The organism is Fulvivirga sp. M361, from assembly GCF_007097395.1.
In the GTDB taxonomy this organism is placed as follows: domain Bacteria; phylum Bacteroidota; class Bacteroidia; order Cytophagales; family Cyclobacteriaceae; genus Fulvivirga.
Window position 1 is genome coordinate 41666 of record NZ_VKDC01000017.1, and the last position, 13073, is coordinate 54738.

General features: G+C 39.3%; 14 protein-coding genes. 3 read left to right on the forward strand and 11 right to left on the reverse strand.

Annotated elements, in window-relative coordinates; translation table 11 throughout:
• The first annotated feature begins 37 nt into the window (after nucleotides 1–37).
• The gene (locus tag FNH22_RS18065) at nucleotides 38–472 is read left to right on the forward strand and encodes a DUF2141 domain-containing protein (RefSeq protein WP_143399835.1); all 435 of its coding nucleotides are present in this window, start codon (nucleotides 38–40) and stop codon (nucleotides 470–472) included.
• A gap of 17 nt (nucleotides 473–489) precedes the next feature.
• On the opposite strand, the gene FNH22_RS18070 is transcribed toward FNH22_RS18065, so the two are convergent.
• Genes FNH22_RS18070 through FNH22_RS18085 form a run of 4 tightly spaced genes read right to left on the reverse strand, consistent with a single transcriptional unit; the run spans nucleotide 490 to nucleotide 2931 of the window.
• Nucleotides 490–933 (reverse strand): cytochrome c, encoded by a 444-nt coding sequence (locus tag FNH22_RS18070; RefSeq protein WP_143399836.1) that lies wholly within the window; start codon nucleotides 931–933, stop codon nucleotides 490–492.
• Complete coding sequence (locus tag FNH22_RS18075) at nucleotides 926–1549, reverse strand: SCO family protein (protein WP_143399837.1); 624 nt, start codon at nucleotides 1547–1549, stop codon at nucleotides 926–928. The genes FNH22_RS18070 and FNH22_RS18075 overlap by 8 nt, the downstream gene beginning before the upstream one ends.
• The gene (locus FNH22_RS18080) at nucleotides 1539–2081 is read right to left on the reverse strand and encodes a CopD family protein (protein WP_143399838.1); all 543 of its coding nucleotides are present in this window, start codon (nucleotides 2079–2081) and stop codon (nucleotides 1539–1541) included. Before FNH22_RS18080 ends, FNH22_RS18075 begins: the two co-directional genes overlap by 11 nt.
• A 25-nt stretch (nucleotides 2082–2106) precedes the next feature.
• Nucleotides 2107–2931, reverse strand: coding sequence for an MOSC domain-containing protein (locus FNH22_RS18085; protein WP_143399839.1), 825 nt, complete (start codon nucleotides 2929–2931; stop codon nucleotides 2107–2109).
• A 267-nt stretch (nucleotides 2932–3198) separates the two neighbouring features.
• On the opposite strand from FNH22_RS18085, the gene FNH22_RS18090 reads away from it, so the two are divergent.
• A complete protein-coding gene (locus FNH22_RS18090; protein ID WP_255518088.1) occupies nucleotides 3199–3801 on the forward strand; it encodes a Crp/Fnr family transcriptional regulator in 603 nt (200 codons plus the stop codon).
• A 21-nt stretch (nucleotides 3802–3822) separates the two neighbouring features.
• Here FNH22_RS18090 and FNH22_RS18095 read toward each other — a convergent pair whose 3' ends face one another.
• The 7 genes from FNH22_RS18095 to proS form a co-directional block, all read right to left on the reverse strand.
• Nucleotides 3823–4434, reverse strand: a complete 612-nt coding sequence (locus FNH22_RS18095) for a TIGR04282 family arsenosugar biosynthesis glycosyltransferase (protein WP_143399841.1) — start codon at nucleotides 4432–4434, stop codon at nucleotides 3823–3825.
• Nucleotides 4427–4975 carry a rhodanese-like domain-containing protein gene (locus tag FNH22_RS18100; RefSeq protein WP_255518089.1) on the reverse strand — a complete coding sequence of 183 codons (549 nt, stop codon included), beginning with the start codon at nucleotides 4973–4975 and terminating at the stop codon, nucleotides 4427–4429. The genes FNH22_RS18095 and FNH22_RS18100 overlap by 8 nt, the downstream gene beginning before the upstream one ends.
• Nucleotides 4923–6257, reverse strand: coding sequence for a polyprenol phosphomannose-dependent alpha 1,6 mannosyltransferase MptB (gene mptB / locus FNH22_RS18105; RefSeq protein ID WP_143399842.1), 1335 nt, complete (start codon nucleotides 6255–6257; stop codon nucleotides 4923–4925). Before mptB ends, FNH22_RS18100 begins: the two co-directional genes overlap by 53 nt.
• A complete protein-coding gene (locus tag FNH22_RS18110; protein ID WP_370513189.1) occupies nucleotides 6250–7647 on the reverse strand; it encodes a cellulose synthase family protein in 1398 nt (465 codons plus the stop codon). The genes mptB and FNH22_RS18110 overlap by 8 nt, the downstream gene beginning before the upstream one ends.
• A 62-nt stretch (nucleotides 7648–7709) precedes the next feature.
• Nucleotides 7710–8399 (reverse strand): glycosyltransferase family 2 protein, encoded by a 690-nt coding sequence (locus FNH22_RS18115; RefSeq protein ID WP_143399843.1) that lies wholly within the window; start codon nucleotides 8397–8399, stop codon nucleotides 7710–7712.
• Between the two features lie 80 nt (nucleotides 8400–8479).
• Nucleotides 8480–9973 carry an ATP-binding protein gene (locus FNH22_RS18120; protein ID WP_143399844.1) on the reverse strand — a complete coding sequence of 498 codons (1494 nt, stop codon included), beginning with the start codon at nucleotides 9971–9973 and terminating at the stop codon, nucleotides 8480–8482.
• 184 nt (nucleotides 9974–10157) lie between these two features.
• Entirely contained in the window at nucleotides 10158–11633 is a 1476-nt protein-coding gene (gene proS, locus FNH22_RS18125) for a proline--tRNA ligase (protein ID WP_143399845.1), read from the reverse strand.
• A gap of 128 nt (nucleotides 11634–11761) precedes the next feature.
• On the opposite strand from proS, the gene FNH22_RS18130 reads away from it, so the two are divergent.
• Nucleotides 11762–13054, forward strand: a complete 1293-nt coding sequence (locus tag FNH22_RS18130; protein ID WP_143399846.1) for a hypothetical protein — start codon at nucleotides 11762–11764, stop codon at nucleotides 13052–13054.
• Nucleotides 13055–13073: the final 19 nt, after the last annotated feature.

The window sequence follows — 13073 nt, forward strand, 5'->3', positions numbered from 1 at the left end:
TTTTATATTCTTGTTCCGATCTATAACCTTGTGTGATATGACAGTTCCATTTTTCATAGCACTTGCCTTGAATCTAGGTATATCGACCACCGGATACACCTCGATTGATAATAATCGTATTGTGGTAAAGATTGAAAATCTTAAATCAGACAAAGGAGTTTTGATCATTGCTTTATTCAACTCAGAAGAGAGTTACTTAAAGAAGGATTATAAAAGACTGATCGTCGACGCAAAGAATATCAAAGAAAGTGTTGTGTTTGAAGATGTGCCTCAAGGAATATATTCCGCGAGTATCATACATGACGAAAATGAGAATGGCGAATTGGATAAAAATTGGATAGGCATCCCAAAAGAAAGCTTTGGGTTTACAAAAAAGTCTTTAGGAGTTATGGGACCTCCTTCTTTCAAAGAGACATGCTTTGAGGTAAAGGGTAAAGAAATTTCGGTACTCATAAAAATGAAAACCTTTTAGGCAAAAGAGTAATGTTATTATTTTGTCGTAGGACAGGTTTTTAACACTTTCTCTACCTCTTTCACGGACGTTAAGCCCTCTGCCCTTCCCCAGCTATTATAGATATAAGTGGTGATCTCTGCAATTTCCAGCGCCGTCAATTTAGGGTTAGCAGGCATGGGTTGATTGAACTCTATACCGTTTACCACAATAGCGCCTTTCATACCATTTCTAATAATACAAATTACATCCTCTGTATTATTTTCAAGATAGTCCGACTGATTTAAAGGAGGGAAAAGTTTAGCCAGCCCCTCACCTTCACGCTGGTGGCAACTACTGCAGTTTTGTAAATAAAGTTGCTGGCCTTCCACCAGGTATTGCTCCAGCTTAACGTCTTTCTGTTGGGCTCCACCCCCACTTTTACCTGTGCAACTTACTAAAAACACCCAGAGGCTAAATAAAACTAACGAACCTTTATTCATATTCTTTCAACAGCACTAACATATCCCCCATCAACTTATTCACCTGATCTTCTTTCGTTCCATCGTATACTCCTCTTACTCTCCGCTGTTTATCTATTAATATAAATGCTCCACTATGAATAAAACCACCCGGTTCATTAGGGTCCTCCACCGCACTTACCATGTAGCTGGTTTGACCTATCTTATAAATTTCCTCTTTCTCGCCCGTAACAAAGTGCCACTTACTACTTTCTACCCCCAGACGTGAAGCAAACTCTTTTAATACACCTACTGTATCATGCTTAGGGTCTATTGTATGCGACAGTATACTTACTTGATCATTATCTTTAAATTGTTCATACACTCTCAACATTTGAGTTTTCATGATAGGGCATATGGTAGGGCAAGTGGTGAAGAAAAAGTCAGACACATATATCTGGCCTTTGAAATTCTCATGTGTTACCACATTACTATCCTGGTTTACAAATTTAAAATCGCTTATGGTATGATATGTCGTATCCTGACCATTGATCTCCTTCCTGCCAAGGTAAGGTAGTTTCTCTTCTGTTCCCGGCTGACAAGCCACAGCAAACATTACCAGTACCACAATACACACAAGTACACTGTTAACCTTCATTTTTCTCTCTTATTTTTTTGTAAATTTTTATTGCCATCAACAGGATTAATGTAAATACGGCAAGCCCCAGGAATCCCCAGAACATGCTCAGCGTATCTTTCAAAACAATAATGAAAACAATGCCTACCAGAAAAATAGTAGCCACTTCATTCCATACTCTTAGTCTTTGCGAGGAATATTTGTATATATCATTTTGCAATTGCTTGTAAATGCTATGACAAATAAAGTGGTATACATATAATAAAAATACCATGCCCAGCTTGACATGCATATAGGACTGAGTCAAAAAATGTGGGGAATCCCATAATATAACCGTTCCCAAAAGTAACGTAAGCACAGCAGATGGCCAGGTAATCCCTAACCACAACCTCATAGAGTTTCTTTGGTATTCTTTAATAAGTATTGATCTGTCAGGCTCTGGTTTGGCATTAGCTTCTACTTGATAGATAAATAATCTGATAATATAAAACAACCCTGCAAACCACGTTACAATAAAAATAATATGCAGGGCCTTTATATAGTAAAATGTCATATTCACCTCAAAGTTAAAGGACAAATCATTGATGAAGGGGTTCGAAAGGAGAATCTTTATACTGATGAACAATAATTTCGTCCCCTACCTTGATGGATTTATGTTCCATAGCTGTGGCATGCTGTCCAAAAACAAGCTTATTGTCAATTTCCTGTTTTGACAGGGTTAATAATGGTTCTTTTCCTTTTTCTCCGGTAGTCAGGTCATATGTGGTAACCACGCATCGCGCACATGGTTTAAGCCCTTGAAAACGGCATTCACCAACATCAAACGCTGACCAGTTAAACTCCTCGTAGGATTGCCCTCCTTCAAAGACCAGGTTGGGCCTGAAGCGTTCCATTTCGATTGGTGTAGTGAGTTTGTTGTTCAACGCTTGAAGAGAAGCTTTACCAATGATCAGGTAGGGATAACCATCGGCAAAACTCACCGCCCTTGACCCCCATTGCGGTTTTATAAGCCGGCGCGAACTTGCAGGCATATATACAAGCTTGCATTGTTTTCCTAACCTCTCGGAAAACCACTGATTCCACTCATCTTTCCCTTCAATAACCTCTACCTCATCATCCCAGACCTTTGTTTTAAAGCTGCTGCCCTGTTCTATTGAGAAAGGAATACTTAGAAACTCTCCCCTATATTCAACTGAGTACCCTTCCTCTTGTAAGTTGACTTTAAAAAATAAAAATTCAGTGAACCTGCGAATGGTCATAAAATTACCAGAATCAGCCTCTAACAACATCCATCTTCTATCATGGTTTAATCCTTTTTCAGCTACTTGTGCTTCTTCCAGGTGTATGCCTCCCAATGATTTAATCGGATAAACATAGATATCCGAAAGATAAAGTTTAGTCATATGTGTTTAAACTGGTTATATTTACTTTTTCAAATATTGCTACTCCCAACAACAGGATACTTTGATTACAACTAAAAATGACCTGTCAGCAAATGAGCTTTAAGAAGGTATGTTCTTTAGATGCAATCAAACTCCACTATATTACGTTTTTTGGTGATAAGGAATAAAATAAGTTAGTGAATAAAGATTATGGGTGAAAAAACTAAATTTTGGTATTTTCAAGATGTTGATCTTTTCAATGTATTATGCCCTCACAAGGTCAAAACCATGGAAGATCACCATGAGTTCAACAACTTTAAGAAGAACGATTTTATTTATTTCCCTAACGAAAAGGCCAAATATGTCTACATGATTGCAGACGGCCGGGTGAAAATAGGTCACTATACAGAAGATGGTAAAGAAGTAGTTAAAGCCATATTAAGTGCAGGTGAGATGTTTGGAGAACTGGCGCTTACAGGAGAAGAGACACGAACAGATTTCGCTCAGGCTATGGATGACGAAACCTCGGTGTGCCCTATGAGTATAGAAGATATGCAGGCTCTGATGGCGGACGACAAAGAGTTAAGCTTTAAAATCTACAAACTTATAGGTCTGCGTATCAGAAGACTGGAAAGAAAGGTTGAATTACTTGTATTTAAAGATGCCCGAACAAGGATCATAGAATTTTTGAAAGAAGCCGCTGCCTGGAAAGGGAGAAAAGTGGGCTTTGAGACCATGATCCCTACCCGGTTAACGCATAAAGATATTGCAAATTTAACGGGAACCTCCCGACAGACTGTCACGACTATTTTAAATGAATTAAAAGAAAGTAACCTGATCAATTTCGATAGAAGAAAGATATTGATCCGTGATCTTGATAAATTGAAATAGATAACCCTTACCCTGTGAAGATCAGGATTTAAGTGCACTTGCAACGGAAAGTAAATCCGTCCCTTGCAAATCTTCCTCTACATCTATGTCATTCAGTTTATCGACCAGCCCAAAGCTGGCGTTTAGTCCTTTAATATGATTCAATGTCTCTGTTATCACTGTATGATGACTCCATTTACTTAATTCAAAGACCTTTTTAGTCGCTTTCTTCATACCTATCAAATAATAGCCTCCATCTTCAGCAGGACCTATTACCATGTCCTTCTTGTCCAACGTTTCAAAGGCATCCCTGATTATGGCCGAAGTCAAAGCATAGATATCTGCTCCTATCAAACATACTGACTCATATCCCATTTCCAGGCCCTCAGAAATGGCATTGTACATTTTATCCCCTATATCGTCACCATGTTGAAGTCTGCGTAAATAGCTTTTATTCCAATCGTCCTGATGATCAATATAATTTGAATAGTAAACAGCTATATCTGCTTTTATAGCACCGACCACTTCACGTGTATGGCGGAGTAATTTCAAATAGATAGCAAGCGCAGCGTCATCTCCCAACGTCCTGGCCAACCTGGTTTTTACCTGCCCTAGCTCGGGATTCTTACAAAAAACAATCAGCAGCTTAGTCATAAACTTTTACTCCTTTAACCAGCCATTTTGACCAGTTCTTATTGTAGGTATGGACACTATCTGTAGGCGTATCTCTACCTCTTACTACTTCTTGGTCATTGTTTTTCCAATCGAATATACCTCCATACAGGTTAAATACGTTAGTGAAGCCTAACTCTTTCAGTCGTTCCCCGATCTTTTCACTTCTATAGCCCACCGAGCAATATAAAACCACCGGGCTTTCTTTATTTATATCCTTAACCATTTCCGCCGAAAAATTATCATAATCAATGAACTGAGCGTCTTTGATATGGCTTGTTTCAAACTCATCTTTGGTCCTGGTATCCAACAAAACCAGATTCTCATACTGTAGCTTTTCACTCAACTCATCCTGATGGATCAGATCTACCGTATGGCTGAGAAGCTCATTGATCTTCTTATCAAAATCTTTTTGCGACATACCCATCAGGGGAATAAGAATAAAAAACAAAGCTAATCGCCACGGCATTCTAATGAAATACCATGGGCTTCTTAACTCCTTTAAATGAATAAAATAGCTCATAACCAATGAAGATAAAGACAATAAAATATTCTATTAAAACCACAAACATACTTTCTACATAGGTAGTTTCAGTATACCCGATATACGTCAAAAAAATCAACCCTGACCAAATCATTGGAAAACGTAGGTTGGTAAGAACAGATAAGGCGAGTAGCGTGGTGATATACCAGGGATGGACTGTTGTTGCCATGACCAGGTAGATGAACAATATCCATAAAAACACCAGGGGCAATCTTATCTTTTCCGGCTTCGGTACCAATGAAATCATAATAATAAGTAAAAAAGTGATCACGGAGAGCCATTTACCCGCTACACCAATAATGTTATATCCTTTTACCCAAAACCCTACCTCACGCACCAGGTAATAAATACTGGCATTAAATTCGAATTTTTGAAAGTACAATGCAATACTTGATCCCATTCCCTTGAACAAGGAAAAGTCTACAAGCGGAAGAAATAGCAAGACAGCGCCAATAGCCACTAGTAAGTAAAGGAAAATGAGCTTTTTAAATGACATTCTACGAAAAAATGAAGGTAAAAACATCAAAGGCAAGAGTTTGGCCGCGATGGCCAGCGCCAGACCTGTAGCAACTCCGGCTATCTTTTGTTTTTTATATAGATAAAGGCTCAATAAAATGAAAAAGATCATAAAAGCCTCAAAATGAAGGTTACCGGTAAGCTCCAGTATCACAAGGGGATTTAAAGCATAAATGAGTGCATTATGAGACTTCGTCTGGTAAATATTACATAGCTTAATTAAAAGCCAAAGTGTACCCAATTCAGCAGTAAAAATACAACTGCGTATAAAAATCGCGCTTCCTAAAACGGTATCAGAAACCACCGTTGACAGCCAAAAAACAAACTGGGCAACAGGGGGATAAATGGTAAAGTAATCAGGGGAGTTCAATTGATTAAACAATTCCAGTGTCAAACTACCTGGCAAGTCTCCTGCTTCAACAAGTTGACGTGGCAAATAGCTGAAAGGATGTATTCCTGCATTTATCAATTTACCGTCCCAAACAAAACGATAGATGTCATCAGAAAGGTTAGGAAAAGAAAAAAACAGTACTAATCTAAAAACTACACCTGCTCCTATGGCCGCTTTGATATTGACATTAGCAGATTTATTTAATAAAAAAAAGTAACATAAAAAAAGTGTACCATAGGCAGTTAATAGTGTTACTGAATCATGTCTGTTGATAAAGTAAACTATTCCGATATAAAGAAATGCAGATAGAAATGAAGCGCCATAGAATACATTAATGGAGCGCTTATCATCCATTTACGATAGGTTTAACAGAGTGATAGAATACACTTCCAAATCCCAGGGCCAACATAAAATGAAAAATAATAAGCCCCCAATCGTGTAAATAGATCCCCGACGCAATACCCATTATAAAATAAAGGCTAAAGACGCCTTCAAATAAGGTAAGCCAGTTAAAAGTAGGTTTCACATACGTGTTGCCCTTCCATGAATCTCCCTTTTTCAAAATATTGAACTTTGGCGTTCTGACAAATGGACTTTTGAAGCCAAAGAGGCCCTCTAGAACGGCCAGTCCATTGTGAAGGGATAGCCCCATAGAAACTACCAAAAAAGATGGAAACAATCTGAAATAATATTTGCCGGTTTTCAAGGGATGTAAACTCTTACTTGCCACCCAATAGAAAAAAGCAATCGAAAAGAACCCTACCAGGAATACACTCCCAAGATCAAACAGTATTTCCAGCCTCGGATTAGCATCTTTAATAAAAAGCATCGGAATACTTAAAATAGAGGCAATCAGAAGGCAAATGAATACAGAACTGTTAAACAAATGAAATACAGCATGGATCTTTCCGGACAATTTTATATCTGACAAAAGCACCTTAGACAGGTTCTTCCTTGCTGTTTCAGCTGCTCCTTTGTTCCAACGGTATTGTTGAGATTTAATAGCCGGCATGATAATAGGTAACTCTGCCGGCGCCACACAGTCTTCCAAGTACTGGAACTTCCAGCCTTTGAGTTGAGCACGGTAACTAAGGTCAAGGTCTTCTGTCAGCGTATCTGCTGACCAACCTCCTGCATCAACAATTGTGGACTTCCTCCAGATGCCTCCCGTTCCGTTAAAGTTAATAAAGCTACCGGCATAACTACGACCGCCTTGCTCTACTGAAAAATGGGCGTCCAAGCCAAAAGCCTGAAGCTGTGTAAGCAATGAATAATCTTTATTGAGATGCCCCCAACGGGTTTGGACAAGGCCAACAGACTCATCAAAGTGGGGTAACGTTTTCTTCAGAAAGTCCTTTTCAGGCAAAAAGTCTGAATCAAAAATTGCAATGAACTCTCCACGGCTTGCCTCCAGGCCATATTGCAAAGCACCTGCCTTAAAACCTTCTCTATCCGTCCGTTGTATATGTTTTACATCTACTCCCCGCGCTTGCCATTCTGCTACTTTACGTTGTATTATTTGTACTGTTTCATCGGTAGAATCATCCAGCACTTGTATTTCGAGCAGTGTGTCCGGATAGTCAAATGTGCAAACAGCATCGATCAATCGCTCTACTACATACTTTTCATTATAAATAGGGAGTTGTACTGTTACCACGGGAAGTGACTCAGGTAGTAATTTATCACCTTCTTTAGGTTTCCTTTTGCTTTTGATGTAATTCCAAGCCAGGTTTAATTGTCCCATACTAAAGAAAAAAATCAAAAGTAAACTAAAGCAATATAGTATGATGATAATGTAATTCAGCATTACAAATATTTAAAAATGGTCCATATAATCTTATACCCAGCCATTATTGTGCCTTTTACCGTTCCTGATATCTTAGAAAAGCCTATCCTTTTGCGGTAGGCTACCGGTACTTCTATGCATTTAAAGTGCTGTTTGGCTGCTTTTAACTGCATTTCCACGGTCCAACCATAGGTCTTATCCTGCATCTCCAACGCCATAAGTGTATCATATCGAATAGCCCTAAAAGGCCCCAGATCGGTGAATTTTACCCCATAAAAAAGCTTAAGCAAAGTAGTAGCCAGCCAGTTCCCGAAGAGTTGTTGGGGGGTCATAGCACCCCTTTCCAGGTTACCTAATGCACGAGACCCAATCACAAGATCAGCCTTGTCCTCTACAATAGGCTTTATTAACTCTGTCATTTCTTCGGGATAATCCGAATAATCAGCATCAATAAATACAATAATATCTACTTTGTCAACAGAAGACTTAACATATTCAATCCCTTTCAGACATGCCCTTCCATAGCCTTTAGTATCTTCTTTTAACACAGTGGCCCCGGCCTCTGTTGCTACCGTTTCCGTTTCATCCGTAGATGCATTGTTAACGACTATTACTTCGGAGATGATGTCTTTAGGAATATCCCGGATCACATTTCCTACACCATTTTGCTCATTAAATGCCGGGATGATCACTTTTACAACTGAAGTCATATGTGCATCAAAATAAGCCCCCAAAATTAACCGAATTATGGTGCAATGAAAGTCTTATATCAGACAAAAGCGAAGAGAGTTTAAAAGTTATCAAATGAAAGTTCAAAACGTGTAATTGGTGGATTATCAGTATTTAAACGAATGGTACCATTAAGCCTTTTCACAGCAAGATATACGACATACAGGCCAAATCCCTGGTCCATCGAAGTAATAACTCCTTTTGTAAAGATCTTCGCTATACTATTTTTCATACTGACATCTATATTACCTCCGTTATCAGATACAGAGAAATGAAGTATCTTTCCTTGTTTGAAGGCCCTTACAATGATCTGTGGATTAGCGTCGGTGACACCATATTGAATGGCATTTTCAATTAATTCATTTACTACCAAAATGAACATGTCAATGTCAGTATTCAATTCTATTGTATCCCTTTGCTCAAATTGAAAATTAATCGAACTTTTAGTAATATCAGATAAGTGGTCCTGTTTGATCTTTTCTATTACAGCTTTCAGGTTAAACGTTTCTTTTCTAAGGTTTCTTGTTTTAATATGATACACTTCCTCAATACCGTTTATTACCGTACTGAGCTTATGTGTTGATTGACTCATCATTTGCACAAAATGGGCCGCATTTTTAGTGGTCATATCCTTTTCAGCCACATAACATAAGCCTTTAAGTGTAGCCAAAGGTCCCTGTACATCGTGAGAAGAACGATACAGGAAAGTCTCCAGGTCTCTGTTTGCTTTCAGTAGTTCATGAGTTCTTTTTCGTACCTGTAAATCCAGGTCCCTGTTACGTACTTCAATAATTCGTTTCGCATCTTCCAGGCGATTGCTATTTTGAATAATTAATTCGTTCTGCACCCTGATCTCTTCATTTTTTTCCTTAAGAAATTGCTTTGACTCTTCTTCATTCATCAGCATTTTATTGACCAGAGAGTATAATAGCAGTAACGAAGGCACCAGAATCACCAAAGCAATCAAGACATTATTAATGAGACCATCGGAAGCACGGTCCAGAAAGTCATCGAATCGTTCATCCGCCTGTATCAATGCCACAGGGTTGCCATTTAAATCCTTCACCGGGGCATACGCGGATAACCAGCTGCCATTTTCATCATCATAAACATCTAACACACCACCGGTTTCATAATTATCCAATAGTTCACTGGGAAATAACTCATAATCATGTCGGTAATAAGGGCGATCTGAAGAAGTAGCCAAAAACTGAAACTTCTCTGTTGAGTTATTAAACACCATAATGTAAATTGGGCTCTCCAATTTATTGACCAAATGAATTTTTTTCAGGAAGAGATGTAGTTCCTGGTAAATCGGATGTTGTTCATTGGTCAGAATGTCATCTCTGTCGGGTGCTTCTTTTTGGAGTTGTAGTAGTTTTTCAGCATCGATTTGCAAAGATGCTGTGCATGAAATGGCCTTTAACCTCTGGTGTACTTCATTTTTAGCGTGTTCTAAAAAGCTGTAATGCTGATAGACAATAAAGTAGACTACCAACAGCACCACGAATGTAAAAATTATGACGAGTATCCTATGCCTACCTTTTAATTTCAAAAGCCAACCTGTAAGAATGAAAACACATTACTACATTTTAGTCTGGTTCGTATAAAACTCAACGATAGACACCTATTCAGTGTATCCAAAAAAGTAAACGGACCAAACTAAAGACAATAGGCCTATTAACGATACTGTATAGACATTAGTTTGTCGCGCAGAAAACCTTTATAGCAATCTTTGATCAGTAAGCCCTGGCAAATAACACCCGACCTTTAGAAGATTTGTTGCTGTAGATACATTTCCCAGCCTCTTCCTTACTTTTCAAAGGAATACAACGAATAGTAGCCTTTGTTTCTTCTTTGATCTTAGCCTCAGTTTCAGCTGTTCCATCCCAATGGGCCAATATAAATCCCCCTTTTTCATCTAAAACCGATTTAAAGCCATCATAGTTATCTACGGTGTATGTCTTCTGATCACGATGGTTCAATGCCTTTTGATAAATATTTGATTGAATATCATCCAGCAGATCATTAATTCGGGATTCTATTCCGCTAATATCCAAGGTTTGTTTCTCTCCAGTATCTCTTCTGGCTACTTCTATTGTATTGTTTTCCAGATCTCTGGGGCCCATTGCCAATCGTATAGGAATACCTTTTAGCTCATATTCGGCAAACTTCCATCCGGGCGATTGAGTATCTCTATCATCAAATTTCACACTTACACCAAGTGCTTTTAATTTGCTTGAAATATCATCGGCGACCTCTCTGATGGCATTAAGTTGCTCTTCAGACTTAAATATTGGCACCATTACCACCTGGATAGGCGCCAATTTGGGAGGCAATACCAAACCCTGATCATCAGAGTGGGCCATTATCAATGCACCCATCAGACGAGTACTCGTACCCCAAGAGGTGCCCCACACGAGTTCTTCCTTACCATCCTTACCTGCAAATTTCACATCAAACGCTTTGGCAAAATTCTGACCTAAAAAGTGGGATGTTCCGGCTTGCAAAGCTTTACCATCTTGCATTAATGCTTCAATACAATAGGTATCAACAGCACCCGGGAAACGCTCACTCTCCGTTTTCACCCCTTTGATCACTGGCATAGCCATTAGATCTTGAGCAAAATCAGCATATATATTGAGCATCTGTGTGGTTTCATCAATGGCTTCCTGCCGGGTAGCATGAGCGGTGTGTCCTTCCTGCCATAAAAACTCTGTTGTTCTTAAAAACAGACGTGTACGCATCTCCCATCTTACTACATTGGCCCACTGGTTTACAAGTATAGGTAAGTCTCTATACGATTGTATCCAATTTTTGTAGGTACTCCAGATCACTGTCTCAGAGGTAGGGCGTACAATAAGTTCTTCTTCCAGTCTGGCTTCAGGATCTACCACCAACCCGCTTCCGTCATCAGCATTTTTGAGTCTGTAATGAGTTACCACAGCACACTCTTTGGCAAACCCCTCAACATGATCTGCCTCTTTACTCAGGTACGATTTTGGCACGAATAATGGGAAGTAGGCATTAGAATGACCTGTATCTTTAAACATTTGGTCCATAGCAGACTGCATTTTTTCCCATATGCTAAAACCATACGGTTTAATTACCATACAGCCACGTACAGCCGAATGTTCAGCCAGATCAGCTTTCTTTACAAGTTCATTATACCACAGAGAATAATCTTCTGTTCTTTTCGGTAAGCCCTTCGCCATTTTTAGATTTGGTACGTTTTTTGTTACTTTTGATAATGTAAATGGCGACAAATATAATGATAATAATGAACCTGTTTTTTGGATTTGCCGTTGAATAAACTAAGTTTAAATGTAAAACCTGCAGAATCATGAATACCTACCGCAAAATTTTCGTCCCGGTCGTGCTAGTAGCTTGCGTGGCAGCGTCTAATGTTTCAGCCCAGTCTTCTACTGAATACGATGATATGTATTTCAACTCCAAAGACCGTGTGGTTAAGGAGGAAAAAGTAGCCAGACAAAGTGCAGAGTTAAAAGAAATTGAACAGGCCACTATAGATTCCGATATTAGCTATTCACAAAAAAATGTAAACCCTGAATACCTTGCCAAATATAGAGCAGATCAGGAAGAATCTGACAGAGGTAACGATTACAATCAGGACGAATATTTCGACGAGGATTTTAATCAAAGCAACGGTAATAGTATTCAAGGTTTTAGAAATAATGCGGATGTAGTGGTTCAAGACCGGTTTGGTAACACTACTTATTACAGAGATGCTCAGGACCTTTATTGGAGCGATCCATTTCTTTACAGAGGTACCGCCTTTGATCCATTTATGAACCCTGGATTTGGATGGAATCGTTTTAGACCGGGCTGGAATGTTAATATAGGTTTCGGCAGAAATTCATGGGGTCGGTGGGGTTCGGGCTTCGGTGTAAGCTATGGCTGGGGAGCCGGGTGGCGAGATCCATGGCTTTTCGGTGGTGGTTTCTACGACCCATGGTTCTATGATCCATTCTTTTGCCCTTCACCATTCCGTAATAATGTTGTAGTGATCAACAATATAGAAAACAGGTCAAACCGGACATTAAGAAGAGGTGTAAGCTCATCACGACGCACCGCAGTTACCAGTAACAGATCTACCGGAGACATTTCAACAAGCAGGACCAGTAGATCAAACAGCCGCGTAGCAAGTAACAGCAGATCAGGTGAATCAACCAGAAGCAGATATTCTTCAAGATCGGCTGACCGTAGCAGTCAGGGGAACTACTATCGCAGATCCCGATCAGCCAACAATACTACTGGTAATGTATCACGATCCCGATCCAATACTGATCGGTCGTACAGCAACAACCGCTCATCACGGTCGTCCTCTAACTATTCAAGGGTCTCACAAACGGAACAAAGACGATCATACCGTTCGAATAGCAATGGGTCCAGAAGTTCAGGTAATAATAGTTACAGCAGACCTTCTTCCAGATCAAGAAGCTATAGCACTCCATCCAGATCATCTAATAATAGATACAACTCTGGCAGTCGCTCCAGCAGCGGAAGCAGAAGTTATTCAGGAAGTAGAAGCAGTGGTGGATCTCGTTCAATTAGCAGTTCTCCCAGCAGATCTAGTTCAGGAAGTCGAAGTTATTCAGGAAGAAGACGTAACTAATCCAACTTAATAGGTTCTC